General features: G+C 38.8%; 17 protein-coding genes. 9 read left to right on the forward strand and 8 right to left on the reverse strand.

Annotated elements, in window-relative coordinates:
• Nucleotides 1-2: 2 nt before the first annotated feature.
• Complete coding sequence (locus LPB86_RS06740) at nucleotides 3-2,351, forward strand: sensor histidine kinase (RefSeq protein WP_230642004.1); 2,349 nt, start codon at nucleotides 3-5, stop codon at nucleotides 2,349-2,351.
• Between the two features lie 9 nt (nucleotides 2,352-2,360).
• Nucleotides 2,361-3,566 carry a hypothetical protein gene (locus LPB86_RS06745; protein WP_230642005.1) on the forward strand — a complete coding sequence of 402 codons (1,206 nt, stop codon included), beginning with the start codon at nucleotides 2,361-2,363 and terminating at the stop codon, nucleotides 3,564-3,566.
• Between the two features lie 35 nt (nucleotides 3,567-3,601).
• Here the strand turns inward: LPB86_RS06745 and LPB86_RS06750 are convergent, their stop codons facing one another.
• The 7 genes from LPB86_RS06750 to LPB86_RS06780 form a co-directional block, all read right to left on the reverse strand.
• Nucleotides 3,602-4,840, reverse strand: a complete 1,239-nt coding sequence (locus LPB86_RS06750; protein ID WP_230642006.1) for a DNA sulfur modification protein DndB — start codon at nucleotides 4,838-4,840, stop codon at nucleotides 3,602-3,604.
• Nucleotides 4,837-5,367, reverse strand: a complete 531-nt coding sequence (locus LPB86_RS06755; RefSeq protein WP_230642007.1) for a hypothetical protein — start codon at nucleotides 5,365-5,367, stop codon at nucleotides 4,837-4,839. The genes LPB86_RS06750 and LPB86_RS06755 overlap by 4 nt, the downstream gene beginning before the upstream one ends.
• Nucleotides 5,368-5,369: 2 nt before the next feature.
• Entirely contained in the window at nucleotides 5,370-5,681 is a 312-nt protein-coding gene (locus LPB86_RS06760) for a hypothetical protein (protein WP_230642008.1), read from the reverse strand.
• Nucleotides 5,682-5,687: 6 nt separating this feature from the next.
• On the reverse strand, nucleotides 5,688-6,095 hold the full coding sequence (locus LPB86_RS06765) for a DUF6530 family protein (protein WP_230642009.1): 408 nt from the start codon (nucleotides 6,093-6,095) through the stop codon (nucleotides 5,688-5,690).
• A gap of 205 nt (nucleotides 6,096-6,300) precedes the next feature.
• On the reverse strand, nucleotides 6,301-6,972 hold the full coding sequence (locus LPB86_RS06770; protein WP_230642010.1) for a hypothetical protein: 672 nt from the start codon (nucleotides 6,970-6,972) through the stop codon (nucleotides 6,301-6,303).
• 28 nt (nucleotides 6,973-7,000) lie between these two features.
• On the reverse strand, nucleotides 7,001-7,639 hold the full coding sequence (locus LPB86_RS06775; protein WP_230642011.1) for a DUF6266 family protein: 639 nt from the start codon (nucleotides 7,637-7,639) through the stop codon (nucleotides 7,001-7,003).
• 232 nt (nucleotides 7,640-7,871) lie between these two features.
• Nucleotides 7,872-9,320, reverse strand: a complete 1,449-nt coding sequence (locus LPB86_RS06780; protein WP_230642012.1) for a GntR family transcriptional regulator — start codon at nucleotides 9,318-9,320, stop codon at nucleotides 7,872-7,874.
• 215 nt (nucleotides 9,321-9,535) lie between these two features.
• Here LPB86_RS06780 and rdgB point away from each other — a divergent pair, with 215 nt between their 5' ends.
• Complete coding sequence (gene rdgB, locus LPB86_RS06785; protein ID WP_230642013.1) at nucleotides 9,536-10,108, forward strand: RdgB/HAM1 family non-canonical purine NTP pyrophosphatase; 573 nt, start codon at nucleotides 9,536-9,538, stop codon at nucleotides 10,106-10,108.
• On the opposite strand, the gene LPB86_RS06790 is transcribed toward rdgB, so the two are convergent.
• On the reverse strand, nucleotides 10,086-12,035 hold the full coding sequence (locus tag LPB86_RS06790; RefSeq protein ID WP_230642014.1) for an OstA-like protein: 1,950 nt from the start codon (nucleotides 12,033-12,035) through the stop codon (nucleotides 10,086-10,088). The genes rdgB and LPB86_RS06790 overlap by 23 nt on opposite strands.
• A gap of 29 nt (nucleotides 12,036-12,064) precedes the next feature.
• Between LPB86_RS06790 and tilS the strand changes: the two genes are divergently transcribed.
• The 6 genes from tilS to LPB86_RS06820 all read left to right on the forward strand — a co-directional run bounded on the left by tilS (nucleotide 12,065) and on the right by LPB86_RS06820 (nucleotide 20,574).
• A complete protein-coding gene (gene tilS / locus LPB86_RS06795) occupies nucleotides 12,065-13,399 on the forward strand; it encodes a tRNA lysidine(34) synthetase TilS (protein WP_230642015.1) in 1,335 nt (444 codons plus the stop codon).
• A gap of 1 nt (nucleotide 13,400) precedes the next feature.
• Entirely contained in the window at nucleotides 13,401-13,889 is a 489-nt protein-coding gene (locus LPB86_RS06800) for a hypothetical protein (protein WP_230642016.1), read from the forward strand.
• Nucleotides 13,890-14,087: 198 nt separating this feature from the next.
• Nucleotides 14,088-15,242, forward strand: coding sequence for an N-acetyl-alpha-D-glucosaminyl L-malate synthase BshA (gene bshA / locus LPB86_RS06805; protein WP_230642017.1), 1,155 nt, complete (start codon nucleotides 14,088-14,090; stop codon nucleotides 15,240-15,242).
• A 116-nt stretch (nucleotides 15,243-15,358) separates the two neighbouring features.
• Complete coding sequence (locus LPB86_RS06810) at nucleotides 15,359-15,928, forward strand: RNA polymerase sigma-70 factor (RefSeq protein WP_230642018.1); 570 nt, start codon at nucleotides 15,359-15,361, stop codon at nucleotides 15,926-15,928.
• Between the two features lie 75 nt (nucleotides 15,929-16,003).
• Nucleotides 16,004-16,996: a FecR family protein gene (locus tag LPB86_RS06815; protein WP_230642019.1), complete on the forward strand. Its 993-nt coding sequence runs from the start codon at nucleotides 16,004-16,006 to the stop codon at nucleotides 16,994-16,996.
• A gap of 116 nt (nucleotides 16,997-17,112) precedes the next feature.
• The gene (locus tag LPB86_RS06820) at nucleotides 17,113-20,574 is read left to right on the forward strand and encodes a SusC/RagA family TonB-linked outer membrane protein (RefSeq protein WP_230642020.1); all 3,462 of its coding nucleotides are present in this window, start codon (nucleotides 17,113-17,115) and stop codon (nucleotides 20,572-20,574) included.
• Nucleotides 20,575-20,577: the final 3 nt, after the last annotated feature.

A 20,577-nucleotide genomic window follows, 5' to 3' on the forward strand; every position in this document is an offset into this window, starting at 1 on the left:
CAATGATTGAAAGATTAAAGCATAAATTTACATCTGGAGCAATGTCCATCATACAAATGGGCGAAGAACAGATTGGACACCCGTCAACAGCAATAAATGAATTGGTGAAAAATGCATATGATGCAGATGCCGGTAAATGTTATGTTTATACTCAATATGACAGAGATCCTAATCGGAACTTTTTAATCGTTGCAGATAATGGGCTTGGCATGGATTATAAAACGCTTTTCGGTGATTGGCTTATTACATCAAGAAGTAGTAAAAGAGAGGAAGATAAAGAGCAAAGGAAAAGCCTAATCTATGAAAGACTCTATTTAGGTTCTAAAGGTATTGGCAGATTAGCGGCTATGGCTTTGGGAAGATATCTTACTGTTATAACAAAAAAAGCTAACGATAATGAATACAATTGGTTAAGAATCGATAGGGAAATCTTCAGAGTAGATGGATTGCTTGACGACGTGACATTTTCCGGTGGTAAAATAGACAACTATAGTTTACTTTTCTCAGATGAGGACCTTCTAAAAGAAAATCCTGGGCTTTCAAAGAATGGTAATTTGATCAATCTAATTTCGGGTGTGCCATTTGATACTTTTAATGAGGGCACAATGATTGTCTTACAAGATGTTGATAATTCAATTAAAGCAATTATTGAAAATGAAATAGATGCAAAAGACTTAGAAGAGACCTCTTTTTATAAATCATTAGTGGACCTTATTACACCGTTAAAGCTAAATGAAGAAATTCAAAAGGAACTTGTTACGGAAGGGTTTATCAAAAGTGAATTAAAAACAAGTAATGGAAGTGGAACATTTGATTTACTTTATGGCTCTAACTTTATTTTAGACCACATCAAAGGTAAAGTTGAATTTCTTGAAATTACTCCTTCTAAAATTATAAATTTTTATGATTATAGAGTTTTTGGGAAAGTATCTGATGATTGTAACGTAACAGGAAAGTATATCTGTAAGCGTTTAGAAAGTGACCTTCGAGAAGAAAATTTAGAAATATCTTCCGAATATTTACTGTCAGACGAAAGTCAAAGACTTAGAAATACACTACAACAGCAAGATATTCCCAATAAATACAAAGATAGTGGGGTTGGTGAATTTTATTTTGATATCAGAATTTATGATTTAGATGATGACTCAAAAGTTAATATGACTAAGCTGTTAAAAGCTGATGGCAGAAGAAATGCAATGCAGGTAATGAATAAATACCTGGGGTTGAAGGTGTCTAAAAATGGCTTTGGTGTAAAGCCATATGGAGAAGAAGATCAAGATTGGTTGGGATTAGGGGCTAGAAGGGTAAATAAGCACATAGTGAGCATTGGGCCAAATCAAATTCTTGGATATGCATTTTTATATTCACCAGAAAATGACGGTCTAAGTGAAAAAACCAATCGAGAGGGCTTTTTTGAAAATAAAGCTTTCATTGTATTCAAAAAAATAATTTCTGGAATTTTAGAAGAGGCTGGCCAAAGACGGGCAAAATATAGGCTTTTCCATGGTATGGGTAGAGGACGAGTTTCAAATAGACTAGAAAGGCCAGACTCAGAGAAGTTTATTCAATATCTTGCTTCGCGAACGAATGATGATGAAATATTAAAATTTTCGGAACAGTTCGTTTCAGAAACAAATTCCGCCCTTGATAATATGCAGGAAACGCTTACATTGTCTCAAAGGCTTGCGACCTTGGGAACTGGTTTGGAGCTAGTTTATCATGAACTTTCACAGCCATTAACATCTTTGGGAGGGTCTGTAAGTTCTTTGGAAAAAAACATAAAGAATGTGGCTGATGAAACGCTTAGATCAATCCTGGAGAATCGGTTAGAAAATGTTTCTTTGTCTATGTATATGATAGAGGAATTGAAAGATTCTTTGAAGCCCGCCATAGGGAAATCCGTACCGAGAGATTTTAAACCAATTGATACATTTAAAAAAGTTTTACACCTATTTAGAGATAAAATAGAAAAAGATGGAATAATAATCCATATTTCAACTGCACTAGATAGTTATTCAATTAAAGATATTGAATATCCATTTTGGATTTCATTTTTAAATATTCTTAACAATGCAATGTACTGGCTAGATTTCACGGATAAAGAAAAAATAATTAATCTTCAGCTAGTAGATGGCGGTGCTTTTGTGTTAAGTAATACGAGCCCAAAAATAATTGAGGAAGATCTAGAGGTTATCTTTGGTTATGGTATTTCAGGGAAAAAATTACGGGGTGCAACTGGATTAGGATTAAGCTTCACGCGTAGTCAACTTTTAACTATAGGCTGGGAAATATGGGCAGAGAATCTATCTTTTGGGCCAGCATTTTATATTAAAAAAATTAAGACAACATAAAATTAAAATATGTCTACAATAACCTCCAAAATAGCCACAATAGACGAGAAAGACGTAATTATCTTACTTGAAGATGTAGAAGCAGTCATTAAAGCATTCGAAGAATGGATTGAAGATGCAAATTTTAATATCGAGTTAGTTGTTTGTAGAAATTATGAACAATATGATGAGGTTATGGCTAGAATAGAAATTAGAAATCGTATCAGATGTATGGTTATGGATCTTTCGAATAATAAGGAAGAAGAAACTGCAGGTTCTTATCAGTCAGTTGGTTATATAAATGAACAATATAGCAAGAATAGAGTGCCAATTTTTATTCATAGTGGTTTTTTAGAAAGTTTTACTGATCTGGCAGACAAGGGAACTGTGTTTAGAGTGCCGAAAAAAACGACATCGGTGGACACAATTTGTAGTTCAATTAAATCAATGCATGATTCTGGATTTTTGGATATTTTCTCTATTGGAGGATCATTAGAGAAAAAAATAATGTCAGAGCTTCATGACGCATTTGTTGATCAGTTTAAAGCTAATGAAATTGAAGGAATAATATCTTCGATAAAATCTGCAAGTTCCGAAAATGTTGAACTTAGAACTAAAGAAGTTTTTGAGAGACTTGCTTTAAGAGCTGTTTATCAGAATGCTATTAGTAATAAACCAAACCAGGAAGGAATTAAAGTGAATTCTATAGAACATTATTATCGTAGAAATACTAAAAAATATGCATTTTGGACAGGTGATATATTCAAAGTAATTGCTGAGGGAGCTGAAGAACTACTGTTTTTAGCGACTCCTAGATGTAATATTTCAAATGGAAATTATGAAAAACTGCTTTTTTTTAAAGTTAATCCTTTAAGGGAAGATCAAAAAGCAAGTTTTTCAAATACAAAAATAGATAATAAAGATACTGGCGAAACAAAGGGGCAAAAGCAAATACGAACATCAATTACGGATGATGTAACTAATTCTTTTGTCGGTGAGAGATTTAGGTTTTTGCCAAAAACACCTCAATTTGAGGGTGGTTTTGTAGATTGTATGAAATGCATTACAGTTTCAAAAGAAGATGTAGACCCAAGCAAATATAATTATGTAATTTCCTTAGTAGATGATTTAACTAATGATGTTGTAAGAAAGGCAGCCGCATATCTTCTAAGAGGAGGTATATCTGATACAGCTTATGAAGAAGCTATATATTACTTTACAGAAGAATTATTATAATAATGGGATACAAAAAAATGAGTTTATTTCTCCAACTAAATAGAAGAAATAAAATTATCATTGTTAATGTCTCCATCATAAGAAATCTTACTTGCATAGCTAAGTTTCAGTTTTTTCAATTCTGATTCCGTTAATAAATGCCTGTCGAAAAGAAAAATCAAAAGTAATTGTGTCAGCGTATCTTCATTATTGTGCATTTTATGCTCTACTGGATTCCAGAGCACATATATCCATGGCTTGCTGTTAAGATTGAAATCTAACTCGTTGAAACGTTCAAAGATTTCTGAGAAATTTTTGCCTGTAAGCTGACTTATTGTTATGGAGCTTTTTACTAAAGGTAAAAGGCCAATAGGTCTAAATACCATATTACCACCTGTGATTTGATTTCTATTTTCCCCAACAGGGTTAATTTCACGTCTAAGATATTCTGAAATAAAAAAAAGCTTTGACTTAAAAGCATCCCAAAACTCAATTGTGTATGTTTTGAAATCATTTATTACATCTTCTTCAGGTCTATATTTTAGAAATTTATCAATCGAAGATTTAGACGCCTTTTTATCGAACTTATAATAATAAAAACATCGGAAGAGTTCAACATTACATTGGTAAAATGTAATTATTGATGTTAAAGCAAATTTGTTGTTTGAACTGATGCCTTTTTGCTCTGCATAAACAATCCTCTTACCCATAAAAAGATCATAGTCTTCCAACAAGTTTCTGGTGATGATTGCAACGATATCATCTTCATCCAAGGCAATGCTGTCATCAAGAGATACAGGTTTGGCATATCTATTAAGAGTTGTGAATAATCGACGTGTTTTTTGCATGCCCTCAGAAGTGTTCAAATGGCCAATAAAAATGACCGAAATTTTTTCACTCTTTAGATCAGGATTTTCTAAAAGAGCGGCTTTTATGCCTTCAACCCGATGTTGGCCATCAACCGGAAATATCTTGTGTTGATTGGGGAAACTAAGAAGACCAATTTGAAAAGTTGTTTCATCATCAAACTTGAACTCAACTTCGTTCCATTCAGGATAACTATCATACACTGCTAGGATCAAAGAGTTGAAAAACATTTCCGATTGGTTCAAAATATAATCTTTGATATTTAAATAATTTTTTGAAATGCTTCTTTGAATCATATCGTTCAAGGCCTCAGATTTATGTAACTGCTTATCAATGGCAGATACTCGAGAACTTATTTGTTCGAAGGTAAGAGTAGAAATATAAAAAGTTCTACCTCCCATCTCTGCTCTCATCGCCGGAATTTTCATAAATTAAATGCTTTAACCGCCTGGCGGATTTCTATATCTGGAATTTCACTATTAAAAGGTAAAAGAAGGGAGTTGATTATACTTTTCTCTAAGTCAATTATATCATTATTATTCTCAATGATAATATAACTTAAATATAATTGTCCAGACCAATACTTGAACATTCGTGTTATTTTAGGCCGCTCATTGCTTAAAGAGTATTTTTGATAATATTCTTTACATCGCTTTCTTAGATTTTGGCTATTTGTATACTGAGCTCTACCAATGTAAACTGGAAATTCTGTCATTCCCGGTATAATTTCACATCTAATAGAAAACATATACAAACCGCCTACATTGTTGGGAATTGAATTTACCATTTTATTTAGACAATTGCCCTCAAAATTCAAATACTTTATCGTCGTCCATCGCTGAAGAGATAAATCCAGTCCTTCCACTCTATAATTTTTCCATAATAGATGATGGAGCTTATAAGAAATATTTCTCAAGGTCAGTTCTTCTCCGAAATCGAATGCAGATTCTAACATTTTTATTCACTTAAGGATTGTAATAAATCATTTATGCCAAAATTTAGTAGACAGTCAGAATACGAGTTTTCAAAAATATCTCTTATATACTCATCTATAGCTACATCTTCTTCAAAACCCTTTTTTTTCTGCAACTTATAATTCTGTGATGAGGCGCTATGGTAGATGATTTTTGAGTAATCGCTCATACTCGCAGAATACATATTTTCCGCTTTTGAGGTTGTGCTTGGCATCGCTCCTAAATATGAATATTTTAAGGCTAAATCCCATAATAGAATCAAACCGGGATATTTTCTTTGTGATTTGTTGACCATAATAAATTATAAACTTAAAAACTTGTCTAAAATTTGCTTTAGTTCAATCAATCTTGGCTTTAGCTTTCTTTCGTGTAGGTTATAGTAATCAGTGATTTCTGATACTCTACTGTTCTCAATAACTTCTTCTCTCAAAGATGATTGTGCGTAATTAGAGTCAGTGTCGGTCATCAATGATGCCAAAAAAAGGATACTCAAATCAAGATTCCTGTGTATGGGAAGCTCTTCACTTTGTCTACTCCATTTTCCATCGACAATTCGAAAAACCTTTAATGAAATTTCATCATCATCATACTGCGCTTGGCCTATAGATAAGGCTCTAGCATCCGTTCTATTTGCATATAATGCGTCTATTTTATCATAGTCATTCACTGCAATAATTGGCTTATGACTGAGATGTTTGGGAACGTTCATGTTTCTTGTTAATTTGCTTTAAATCTAACTTATTTAATTGAAATTAATTTACTTTAAGGGAATAAATAAGATAAAAAATGAATAGATCAATTTTTCAATACGCCGATTGTAGTATCGGCGTACCGCAACCAATCATGATTAAACCAAAGCACCCTAGCCAGCGTCCCAAAATAAAAACACTCCAAAACTCCCCTAAATCTTCAAATCAATAAGACAATTTCACAAACCCCCTATTCAAGATATTCAGCATTTTCAGCACAAAATCCTTTATAACTTTGATGGCATAAGGCTCCACATTGTTGTAAGCCTTAGCTATACTGTACACAGAAATTTTCTGCTCTTTCTTTTTTCCTTTCGTTTTGCACGAGTCGGCCAAAAAACGGTATAATTCAGATCTCGGATCTGCATCAACCATCCCCGCTTCAATAATCACACGGTTAAAACAGGCCAGAGAATCTACCGATAAGTTGTAATTAATTTTATATGGTTTTTCTGCAGACTCCTGCTCAATGGGATGAAGGGAATCATCATAGCGTTTAAAATAGTGACTATGGTGTAGATCAATCTCCTCCACAATAGCCTCCAGCACATCAATCACCTTTTTTAATAAAATTTCTGGTAAGTGCCCCATAGCCTGATACCGTAACATCTTGCTGTTCATCATTACGCATTCCGATTTAACCTGGAAGATGTGCCGCTCCACAATAGGGCAGTCGTGCAAACTAAATACTTCGTCCCAAATAGCAGATGATATGGCAGCCGCAATAGTCGGGAGCCTTTTCAGCCAGCTGGATAATTGCTGTTCCGTTAAAGCCAATTGAGCGGGACTCAGTTCCTTGTGTACAAGATGCATCAATACAGATAAGTTTTCTTTCATAAATTTTGGTTAGTTTGGTTGTTGACATTTAAGGTAATAAGGTTCCAACATGCAGGCTGTCAGAGATCTCTTTTCTGTTCAAGCTGGTCAGGCCAACATAGATCTGCAGGGTAAGTCCTACCATGTTTTCATTAAATTTGAATACACATTCCTTCGCACTACGTTTGATCCCACCGGTAAAACCATCGGTGATACCGAGTTTCGGACAGTAGATCGCTAAGATCAGTTGATCATCAAAACGGGCATCCTTATGGTCATTTTGAGGCCAGCTCAACTTTATGGCATCCTCAGCAATCAGTTCCACAGTGGCATCTACCAATACAGGCAAATCCCCTTTGCTAATCATCACTTTACTGTAATCCACAATCAGGTCTGGAAATACCCCTGTAATGGCCTTATAATTTACAGATAGAGCAGCGCTGATTTCTGTTTGGCGGATAGCCAGATTGGCAAAGCCAACCGTAATAAAGGGGTGAAAAGGCACCATCCAGTGGTTAGCAAATTTGAATTTTTCTTCATTTGCCAGTTGCGCCGGCGAACGTGGTTTTGGTGTTTCTGGCTTTTGTGGTGCCATACGGATGTAAGGAATGCCTTTCCATACCCCACCAACAAAGGGACCTATTTTTCCTGATATTGCCCCGAAAATTCCGTTTTTTGCTTTTGCCATTTTTTTCTATTTTAGTAATTATCATTTGATTTGATCTGGCTCAATCATTCCTCAACCAGGCTTATATCCACCTTTTTATACGCGCCTTTTGCGACTCGCACAGGAATACATTTATTTAAGCCTGATCTTGGCCTCCAGACCTAGCCGATACCTAGCTAAGTCCTACAATACCGCTATGATACTGCTGGTATTCATTACCCGTGGTAGAACCACAATTGGACCACGACCGAATCTAGCCATACAATTCAACCAGTGCCTCCTGCAATCCTTTAATAAATGTCTCTGCCTCCCTGGCCTCAAAATCTCCAAAGCCATAACGGAGATAACGGCTTGGCCCCAGGTAAGTTTGCACCGGGTGAAATGGAATCTCCAATCCCTTGGTCTCCATTAAACGGAGGGCTTTTAAAACGTCAATGTCTACCCTAAACATAATCCAAAGGCTTAATCCTGCCTTCGGCATTACACAGCTTGAATATTTCTTCAGATAATTCTCTACCAGATAAGTTAAAAGTCTGCCGTTGTCCGCAGCAGTGCTATTGTGGTGTTTGATCATGCTCAACAGCTTGCCACTATCCATCATGTCTATTACCGTTTCCTCCGCAGCAATATTCCTGGCTTCAATGGAGTGACAGGGGATTGCATTCAGCATATTGATAAAATTCTCTGCTGCGATGACCACCCTAATAGATTGTAGATATAGCGATGCCTTGGATAGCGCAGCGATATAAATTACCCTGTCTTGTTCGGGATGCCCAACCAGGGGTAGATAGGGTTTTTCGCCGTACCAAAATTCATGATTATCTTCTTCCTCAATGATGGTAAAATCATTTTTTACGCTCAAAGCCATAACCGCTGCTGCATCTGCTTCGGCAAGCGTATGGCTATTTAAGAAGTTGCATTGCGTTCTGATGTGTAAAGCCCTTATTTTTTTCCGCTGGAGGGCCTTTTCAAGCTGCCCAAGGAAATCAGCTGAAGAACTATCCAGGTTGATAACTTTTACCCCGGCAAGTTGGAAGGCCGATGCTAACACATGATCATTGCAGGATGTATTGATCACCGTATCGCCCGGCTTCAAAATTACTTTAAAGATGCAATTAAGACAGGTCAGTCTTCCATGAACGACGCTGAGTTGGTTGAGTTCTACCTTAAATTTGTTTTTCGAATTGATGTACTTGCAAATGGAAGCATTAAGCCTAAAACCTTTGTAAGCTTCCAAATTATTGAGTTGTGTGTGGTAACCATTTTCTTTCAAATGCTTTCGCAAATCTTTCATGTAATGGACGAAAGGAGAATTGCCAGATTTGATGAAATTTTTTGCAATGCCTATGAAGCTGGTGTCTGTTGCGGCTGATGATAAATTCGACTTGAGGATGGATCCCCGGAAATTATTTTTGATCAGCAGCGGAGGTGCTATACTGCCGGGTCTGCACTGCGCCACTTTATAACGTGTATCATCAGCTTGGCTTAGCCAATTCGCGAGTTTGAGCAGTCTGTAAGCCATGTTTACGGTGTTTCTGCTGACTTTTATTTTCTCGGATAATGTCCGGATAGAAGGCAAGAAACTATTTGGTGGTAAATCGCCAGAAACGATATGTTTTGTGATGTAATCTTGAATTGGCTTGGTAGAATTGTTTCTTTTCAAATTTGGGATATTCCAGTCTAAATCACGGGTGTTTTCCATCTATAAATAAAATTGCTGATTTCGTTTTCTCAAAATTATAAGAATATGAAGTAATCTAAGCGGAAAAATAAGTGTCGCTATAGAAAAATATTAACTGACACTATGAAATATGACTTTGCAATACTTTTTTTAGTAGGAAGAATAAATTGCTGATCAAAATTTACTCAATTACAGGAATAAATTAAAAACCCAAATTAAAAACCTAATTTTATTGAATGAAATCTCTGGTCTTCGCCACACATAACCTGCACAAAACACAGGAAGTTAAAGAATTACTAGCTGGTAAGTATACGGTACTTAACCTGACGGACATTGGCTGCACAACCGAAATTCCTGAAACGGGAACAACCTTTGTGGAAAATGCAGGCTTGAAGAGCAAATTCGTACTGGAAAACTACCAGTTAGACTGCTTTGCAGACGATAGCGGCCTTGAAGTAGAAGCTTTAAATCAGGAGCCAGGAATTTATTCGGCCCGCTATTCCGGAGGGAAGGGAGATTTGGCCAATCTGCAATTGGTGTTGCAAAAGATGGAAGGCATCAGCAATAGGAAAGCCCGGTTTAAGACCGTCATTTCTTTAATGCAGGATGGTAAAGAACACCTTTTTGAAGGGGTAATTAACGGCACCTTAAGAACCGAACCCTCGGGAACAAGTGGTTTTGGCTATGATCCTATTTTTGAACCTGAAGGTTACGCAAAGACTTTTGCGGAGATGAGCATGGAAGAGAAAAATCAAATCAGCCACCGCGCGCAGGCCATGAAAAAGCTTATTGCTTTTTTACGGGCGTAGTGGTTGCATCCGCTTCTTTTGGTTTTAAAGCAGGAGCCGCCTTCTTAACGTTTTTAGGTACAAGTTTTGGATTAATAATTTGTGCCTTCGATGTGGGTCGCAGTTCCGGTTTCCAAATGAATCCCGTAAGGATGGCTTCTTCTTTTACCAGTTCTATCGGGGTGATGGCACCTTCATCATCCCTGATTAGCAATACGCGGTTAATTTGGCCATCTTTAAAAGTGATTTTGATCCTGCTGCTCACCGTCTGGTTCATCTCTTTATAAGCTTTGCCATCATCACTTCTGGTAAAATAGATGCTTTCTGCATTGCCGTCTACATACATGTCATTCAGTTTGCCATCTTTAAAAAATCCGGTCATCATTTTACCCTTAATCTGGTTGAATTTCGCGGAATCTTTATACACGTTAACCGCAAAAGCTTTTTGAAGCACCTGTACACTTCTTAGTTTTTTGTTGGCCATTTGCAGGTAAATGGTATCTCCCGTTTGCTGAGAGCCATCAGACCACATGATCGGATCGTAATACCACCTTAAAGTAGAATCTGCACTGGTATAAAAGAGGGAATCTGCCTTAGCCTGCATGTTCGATTTGAACACATTAACCTTATGATAGGCTTTAATGATCCGTGCCCTTACCGTATCCAGGGGATTGATTGGGACAGTATCCTTCAGTATCTTTTTATTTTTTGCCACAGCAAGTGCATCTTTTTTAGGCGGCGCCTTCTGACTGGCTAAAATCGCTGCGGTATCTTTTTTGAGCTCAATTGCGGGCTTTTTTATTGCCAGGCTATCTTTCGACGAGCTATCACGGTTAAGTACGGCTTTAGTCGTCAGACTATCTTTTGGAAGTATCGGCGCTTTTGGTTTTGGGGCTACTTTCCCTTCTTTTTGAGGCGAAGGATTGCTGCCTTTTTTCTCTGAACCTATTTCATTGTCTTTTAAAACCACTGGCGCAGGGATCAATTTTAAAGTTTGACGCAGCACCATTTGAGTTTCCAGCGTATCTGCGCCCAGCCATAAACTATCGGGCTGCTTTTTATCCTTTACCATAATAGAATCAGAAGTTCCAAGGCCAATGTGCGCGTTTTTGGTCACCAATGTACGCTGGTCTTTTTTGTAGTAATAACCAAGCTGACCGCGCATCAGCGTTTTATCTTCCGAATCCAGGAAAAGGATGTTTTTAACTGCTTTTCCGTATCCCGCTTTCCCATCGTAATACAAACTATCGCCTTTTAAAGATTTACTGCCTTGCGTGTAAAGGTTCTTTTTTCCAAAATAGGCATATTCCGTTTTGGTATTGTAAGCCCCGTTTTCTGTATATAAATTGTCGTCTTTACCCTTAATATTTGTTGGGCCGTAAAAATACGTCCAGTTCGTTAAGGTATTGTATCTTAAGGTGTCTGATTTGATGGTGGTCTGAGGAGTTACCACCACTACGTTGTACCTAAAATAAGCATCACGCGTATTCGCAAAATAATATCCATTTTGACTGGTTAGCGTAACATCCTTATTGATGATCTTTCCGCCCTCTACGTAGGTGCCAATCCTCGATGCCATATTATAATCTAAAATATTCGTGGTCAGCGTAGATTCCTGATCAACCATCCGCACATTGTTGGTTAGGTGGGCTATTTTAGTATTACCGTCATAGGTCAGGTGGTCAGAATAGATATTCATCGTGTCGGCCTGATTGATGTGCACGTTTTGAAAGGCTTCGAAAATGTTGAGTTTTTCAAAAAATACCGCACTGTCACAAGTCAGGATGGCATTGTCTTGTCTAAAAACAGGTTTTCTTAAATAAGAAACGTTGTTTTTTACATCAATCTTACTCCGTTCAAAACGGTCAACATAGATCTTTGTCCGCTGCTGGGCAAACAGCGCCATTGGAAGGAGGAATAGGATAAAGAAAAGACGTAATTTCTGCACTTTACAAAGTTAGTTGTTATTTTTGAAAGATGTTACCCCTGCAGCCCTTCATAAATTATATTCATACCCATTCCCTTTTTACTGCTGATGACAGGATTCTGCTGGCGGTAAGCGGAGGGAAGGACTCTGTTTTAATGGCCCATCTCTTTAAACTTGCAGAATTTGATTTTGGTATCGCGCATTGCAATTTTAATTTAAGGGCAGATGAATCTCAGCGTGATGAAGCCTTTGTAAGGCTTCTTGCTGCCAGCCTGGACGTTCCGGTTTATGTTACCCATTTTGATACCAGGGCATTTGCCGCTGCGGAGGGGATCTCTACACAAATGGCCGCAAGAGATTTGAGGTATGCCTGGTTTGAAGAAATCAGGCAGCAGAACAACTACCATTACATTGCTTTGGCACAGCATCAAAACGATGCGATAGAAACCATATTGCTCAATTTAACCCGGGGAACAGGTATTGCAGGCCTGCATGGGATCTTTCCAAAAAGAGATTTCCTGATCCGCCCCTTATTGTTTATGACCAGTAGCGGCATTGAGGAAACCGTTACAGAACATCACATAGATTACGTAGAAGACAGCTCCAATTTACAGGACAAGTATGCACGTAATAAAATCAGGCTAAACGTTATTCCGGAATTAAAGCTCATTAATCCCAATCTTGAACAAACCTTTCAACACAATATTCAACGTTTTGCAGAGGCAGAACAAGTCATTCAGCAGCTGGTAAAGGCACTAAGAAAGCAGGTGATGGTGGTTAAACCAGATGGGACCTATTTCCGGATTTCCGAATTGGAGCAGCTTGAACCTAAAATGTTGTTGACCTATGAATTGCTGCAGCCCTATCATTTTACAGCAGCAGTGGTGGCAGAGATTCTACAAAATTTGCATAACCAGAGTGGTACCTCCTTTTATAGCGCTACCCATAGAATTACCCTGAACAGAGAAGATTTGATAGTGAGTCCATTGGATCAAAACGAGCGGCATCTGAATGTGATGCTTCATTCTACAGACAGTATTGTTGATTTTTTTCATCAGGAACTACACATTTCCTATCTCCATTCCAATACGTACGACAGGGATCCGGAACTGGCCTATGTAGATGCAGACTTGCTGATCTTCCCTTTAATTGTGCGGAGCAGGCAGGAAGGGGATAAATTTATGCCCTTAGGAATGCAGGGCTTTAAAAAGCTCAGCGACTTTTTAATCGATCAAAAGGTACCGGTTCCTAAAAAGGATCGCATCCCCATACTTGTAAATGGAAATGGTGAATTGGTATGGATAGCCGGAATGCGTCAGGATAATAGATATAAAGTAACGGCAACCACAAAAAAAGTCGCTATCTTCGAACTGAAATTTAAATGAGATGACCCATCATAAACACGCCTATTTTGAAAAACAGTACATTGGCCGGGATTACATACGGATCTGTATCCGTTTGGTGATGGCTGCATTTTGTTTTGCCGCTTATGTATATGAGCGCGATAGGGACAACACGCAGGATTTGTTTTTAATTGTTGGTTTTGGGATCATTGGAATTTCTATTCTGCTCTTATTCCTTATTCAATACCGGATCATCATTGACAATAGAAGTGTAATTATTGATGGCTTGTGGACGGCTAAGCGCGTAAAGATTGATTTAAACAGCATTGTTAAAGTGCGTAAAGATACCTATAGCAATTACCTGTTTAATAACCCGGTTTATAATCTCCATAGAAAGGGAAGCATTCGCTTTTATTCATCGGGTAAAGATGCGGTGGTGCTGACAGACAGGGATGGTCTGGAATATTATATAGGTACGCAGCGGCCAAATGAGATGTATCTTGTCATTCAGGCAGAAATGAAACAGCCCTAACGCATTTACAATTAATGGTTTGAGCGCTTAAAAATAAGCTGGCTTAAATAATTGCATTTGTTTAACACAAAGCTCATTTTAAGTTAGGTACTTTGCGTTTGTAAAAAAACTTTTAATGAAACCATCATGATTGATCTACCACACTTGGGATGAATAAATCTGATAGCTTCATGACAGCTAAAAAACAAATTTAAGCAGATGAAAATAGGAATAGTTTGTTACCCAACCTTTGGTGGTAGTGGTGTTGTGGCCACAGAACTGGGAAAAGCGCTCGCTGATGAAGGTCATCAGATCCATTTTATTACCTACAGTCAGCCTGCACGTCTCGACTTCTTTTCTGCTAATTTATTTTATCACGAGGTGTCTGTGAGAGATTACCCCTTGTTTGATTATGCCCCTTATGAGTCGGCACTGGCCAGTAAATTAGTTGATGTAGTACGTTTTGAAAACTTAGACCTGCTGCATGTGCATTATGCTATTCCCCATGCTTCAGCAGCTTTTATGGCAAAGCAGATTTTGGCCAGCTATGGTATCCATATTCCTGTTGTAACCACTTTGCACGGTACAGATATTACATTGGTTGGTAAAGATCCTACCTATAAACCTGTCGTAACTTTTTCGATTAATAAATCTGATGGTGTAACTACCGTTTCTCAGGATTTGAAAGAAGATACGCTGAAACACTTTGACATTACCAGGGAGATTAAGGTGATTCCCAATTTTATAGATTTCACAAGATTTAGTTTAAAGCCTAAAGATCATTTTAAAAAGGCGATAGCGCCAAATAATGAACGGATCCTGATCCATACTTCCAACTTCAGGAAGGTTAAACGGACGAATGATGTGATCAAAATGTTTAAAAAGATCCAGGAAAAAATCCCTTCAAAACTATTGATGGTGGGTGATGGACCGGAACGCGCCTACAATGAGCAGCTGTGCCGTGATATGGGCGTATGCGATCACGTTCGGTTTTTAGGTAAACAGGATGCTGTGGAAGAAATTTTGTCTGTATCTGATTTGTTTTTGATGCCTTCAGAAACAGAAAGTTTCGGATTGGCGGCATTGGAAGCGATGGCCTGTAAAGTGCCTATTATCACCTCTAACGCCGGAGGCCTGCCGGAGCTCAACATAGATGGTTATTGTGGTTACATGAGTAATGTAGGTGATGTTGAGGATATGGCTTTAAAAGCGATCTCTATACTGGAAAGTGATGAAGTGCTCAACCGCTTTAAAGAAAATGCATTTAAACGTGCCCAGGATTTTGATTTGAAAAAAATCCTTCCGGATTACATTGATTTTTATACCGCGATCATTGAAAGCCAGAAAGCACTGACAGCGGAAGAAAAGCTATAAGAAAAGTTTAGCGGATGTTTAGGCCTATGTACAATTTGTTTACATAAGCTTAAACATTCCTTATCATATCTGGCCTGCTTATTTCAATACCTTTGTTGCCATACAATACTTTTTAAATGAGCAATAAAGGAACTGATCAATGGGATGATCAAATGTTGGTTGTTAGATTAAAGGATCTTGACAAGCAGGCATTTGAACAACTTTATCATAGGTATGCGCAGAAACTTTTTTATTATGCTTTGAAATTCGTAAAGTCTCCGGAAATGGCCGAAGACATTGTACACGATGTATTTGTTAAAGTTTGGGATAACCTGAACGACCTGAATCCCGATTTCTCTATTCAAGCCTACCTCTATAGAATCACACACAATTCTTTATTGAATCTTTTAAAACGGGGAACGGTAGAATCCAGAATTGTAAAAGAGATGTTGCAGCATGCAGAGCAAACTACGCCCAATACAGATCAGGCTTTCCAATACAAGGAGGCGCTTCAGCAAACAAAACAAGCGATAGCAACTCTTCCACCCAAAAGAAAGCAGATTTATGAGCTTTCCCGTTATGATGGATTAAGCCACAGGCAGATTGCAATAACGCTGAATATTGCAGATAGTACCGTTAACAATCAGATGGTGAAGGCCATAAAATCAATCAGGGACTTTCTTTCCCTTCGCGGAACTATAGGCTAAGCTTTTTTTTTAAAATATTTTTATCTGCAGTAGTTATACCCCGCTGGTTAATTGTATTAGTGGTGTTAGAAAGTTATGGATAAAGATATAAAAGGGTTAATTAAGAAGTATGTCAATAACCTCTGTTCAGATGAGGAGCTGAATGAAATCAAGTTGATATTGGGTTCCGGCTTGTACGAGCAGGAATGGGCAGAAGTGATGGAGGAAGAAACAGCAAATCATTTATCTGATAACGAAGCATTAAATGCACCGGTTTTTAATGCAGAAAAGGTACTTAAGCGCATTAATTCCAGTACCAGCCCTGTTCCTGCACTAAAAATGCACAAATGGTATCTTGGGTTGGCTGCTACACTTTTGGTTGCCTTGTCTGCAGGACTGATGTTTTACAAAATGGCCTTGCCGGTTAAAGAAAAACCCCAGTATGTATTTTTATCAACTACATCCGGGCAGCATAAAATGGTAACGCTTAGCGATGGCACTAAAGTGCTGTTGAACAATAGCAGCGCGATAAAGTTCTCTACTAAATTTTTGAAAAGTAAAAGAGAGGTGTATTTAAATGGAGAGGCTTTTTTTGAGGTAGTTCATGATCAGCACAGACCTTTTATCGTCCATACTGGCCGAATGAACGTCCATGTTCTGGGTACATCCTTTAACGTAAAATCATACCACTCTGATGCGAATGCAAGTGTTGCGGTAGTGACAGGAAAGGTGGGTGTAAATGGTGTTAACAAGTCTGGCAGCCATTTCCTCTTACCGGGGGAGAAGATAAAATATGGCGCAAATGGCGCATTCCTGAAATCGAATACCGCTATACAGGAAATTCTTGGCTGGCAAAAAGGAACGCTTCAGTTTCAGCAGGAAGAGATCCGCGATATTGTTCAGGAACTTCAGCGCTGGTATAACATCAGGCTGAGCTGTTCAGATCCTGGACTTTTAGAGAAGCGTGTTACCGCCAGTTTTGATAGAAAAAAATTGCAGGAAGTCATGGAGATCTTATCCAATACAGCAGGCTTTAAATATCGCATAATCAAAAACGAAGTTCATATAGAAAAAAACGGAGGTAGATGAAAGAAAGCTAAAAACAAAGCGCCCTGTTCCAGCAGGGCGCTTATGTAGTCAACTGAATATTTAAATCAATTAACAAGGCAAGTATTGAAACTTGCTGTAATTCAAAAAACAAAGTAATGAAAAAAATTCTACGGCGTCAATTATTAACGCTTCTTTTTCTGTTGTGCGCCTGGCAGCTTACAATTGCCCAAACCACAGCAAAATTGATCACATTAAAGGGGAATACGGCTACTTTACAGCAGTTTATTAACCAGATTAAAGCTCAACAAACCCTGCAGTTTACTTTTGATGAGGGGGTAAATGCTTTACTGGCTAAAAATATCAACATTCGTAAAAACAAAACATCGGTCAAAGATGCACTTAGCTGGCTCTCGTCAGACCTTTCCATCAGCTATAAGTTGGTAGACAATTACATCATCTTAAGTTTGAGCAAGGCAGGTAAAACCGGACAGCACAACCAGACAGGTCAAATTCGCGGAAAAGTGACGGATGAGCTCAATGAGCCGCTTATTGGCGCGGTAGTAAAAGTTATGGAAACGGGTAAAACAGCGGTTGCCGGGACTGAGGGTGCCTATGCGCTTTCTGTGCCTGAAGGTACATATGCCTTACAGCTAAGCTATATCTCTTATGGCCAGGAACTGATTAAAAATGTTCATGTGGTTTCGGGAGAGGCGGTTACTGTAAACGCAGTTTTAAAGGCCAAACAAAATGCCCTGGATGAAGTTGTGGTGACCGCTTTGGGGATCAAAAAACGTGAGCGTTCTTTGGGATATGCAAGTGCGCAATTAAGTGCTGCCGATGTAAGTGACGTACCTCAACCCAACGTATTGAATGCGCTTTCAGGACGTGTGGCCGGCGTAAACGTACGCGGTTCAGCAGCTGATCCGGGTTCAAGCGTGATGGTGACCATTCGTGGGCAATCTTCATTGACGAAAGACAATCAGCCCTTATATGTTATTGACGGCATCCCGGTAGCGCCGGCGCTTCAAAATCCAACTGCTGGAATTGACGGTAAACAGAGTATTGACTATGGGAGCCCTATGGGCGATGTGAGTGCAGATGATATTGCCAGTATTACGGTACTGAAAGGTGCAAGTGCGGCTGCATTGTATGGCAGCAGGGCGGGTTCCGGGGTCATCCTTATTACCACTAAATCTGGTGCGGGAAAAAAAGGCCTTGGCATCAGTTTTAATTCCACCGCCATTTTTGACAAGGCTTATCTGTTCCCGCATTTTCAGAATGAATACGGATCGGGTGATTCGCCTGTATCAGACAATACTTTAAGCACGAGTGCCTGGGGTCAGCGTCTGGATGTGGGCACTAAACTTGTACAATGGAACAGTCCTTTGGATGCTACTGGAAAAGCCATTGCTACGGATTGGGTTTCGTATCCGGATAGAATTAAAGATTTCTTCAATACCGGCCATACCTTTACCAATAACTTAGCGATTTCTAAATCCGGCGATGCAGGTGATTTCAGGTTGTCTTATGCCAATATGCAGAATAAGGGTATTGTTCCGAATACAGATATGGATAAGAACAGCCTCAATTTTGCTGGTAATTACAACATCAAAAAGAATATCCGGATTGGAACCAATATCGCCTATGCCAACAATAGGAGCGATAACCGTCCCTCTGCCAATAGTGAGAGTGTAACCAATCAGTTGTACAAGCTGGCCCCAAACATCAACATTGAAGACCTGCGCAATTACTGGGTGCCGGGTAAAGAGGGAATTAAACAATATAATCCTTTGTCAAGTGATGACAATCCCTTTCTTATTGCTTATGAAGAAACCAATGGCTTTAACAGGAACAGGTTAACCGGACATGTGCAGCTTGCGGTAGACTTGTTGCCAAACCTTACTTTAACAGGGCGTACAGGTCTGGATTATTATGCTACGGATATCAATCAGAAAAGACCATTTAGTGCCAAGCGTAATCCTACAGGTGCTTATCTTACACAAAACGATTACTTTAAAGAGCAGAACAGCGACTTCTTGTTGACCTATAAATCAAAAATTGCCACAGCATGGAACTATTCGGTTTCTGCGGGAGGCAATCAAATGGACCAGAAATCCCGTTCGGTGAGAAATTATACGGGTACACTGACCTTACCGGGTATTTACAACCTGGCTAATGCCGCTGCAGGTTCCATGATTTACAATGAGGCTGCCTCACATAAACGCATTAACAGTCTTTACAGTTTGGCAGAAATCAGTTATCAACAATCCGTTTTCTTAAACCTTACCGCACGTAACGATTGGAGTAGTACTTTACCTGCTGAAAACAATTCTTATTTTTATCCTTCGGCATCATTGAGCGTAATAGCTTCCGATTTATTGGGCATAAAATGGGATAAATTATCTTATTTGAAGTTGCGCGGAAACATTTCGCAAGTGGGTTCGGATACAGATCCCTATCAGTTATACAGCGTAATTCCTTTTGATACCGATTGGGGTTCCGTTAAACGTGCAGGACTCAGTTACGATCAGAAAAACAGTCAGCTGAAACCAGAAATCGCAACTTCTTATGAAACGGGTGCTGATGTGAGCTTTTTCCAGGATAGGTTGGGACTGAGCTTTACCTGGTACAAGACCAATAATAAAAACCAGATTATTCAGGTGCCTACAACCATTGCTTCTGGTGCAAGTACCAAGCTGATTAATGCGGGTAACATCCAAAACTCGGGGATAGAAATCTCTTTAAACGCAGTTCCTTTTAAGGGTAAGTTTACCTGGAAAACTGATCTTAACTTTACCCGTAACAGAAATAAAGTGATCTCCCTGACACCTGGGATCAGCAATTACCTGCTTGGCAGTACCGATGGAAATAATGTGCAGTACCTGATTAAGGAAGGAACCCAGATGGGTGACTTTTACACCAAGAGCTGGCAGAAAGTACAAAGTGGGCCATTTGCAGGACAGGCGCTGTTAACCAGCAAAGGCATGTTGCAGCAGTCTACAGAGTTTGAGAAAATTGGCAATTACAATCCCGATTTTATGCTGGGCATCAACAACAGCTTTAGTTATGGCCCGGTTTCATTGAGCTTTTTAGTAGACTGGCGTAAAGGAGGCCAGTTTTATTCTTATGCCATTAAAGGCCTGATAGATGACGGCTATATTGAAACCACACTGCCAGGTAGAGATGCAGCACATGGTGGCTTAAGCTGGACAGATGCCAATGGTATAAAAAGAAATGATGGTATGATTATGCCAGGCGTAATTGCCAATGCAGACGGTACCTATAAGCAAAATGATGTGGTCTTGGCTGCAAGTGATTACTACGACAATAAGTACTGGAAATACTACCAGAATGACACTTTTAGTGCAACTTATGTTAAACTAAAAGAGGTGTCATTGAGCTACACCCTAAGTAAAAATATAATGAAACACCTGCCTTTTATGAGCAATCTAACCGTTTCGGCCATTGGTTACAATTTGTATACATGGACCAAGGCCGATATGGGCTTTGACCCGGAAACAACCATGAGTATCTCCACCATTCGCTATCAGGGCGTAGGACATTTCGCATTGCCGGGAATCCGTTCGTATGGCTTTAAACTGAGTTGCAACTTTTAATCA

Origin of the sequence: Pedobacter sp. MC2016-14 (assembly GCF_020991475.1) — a bacterium.
Classification (GTDB): domain Bacteria; phylum Bacteroidota; class Bacteroidia; order Sphingobacteriales; family Sphingobacteriaceae; genus Pedobacter.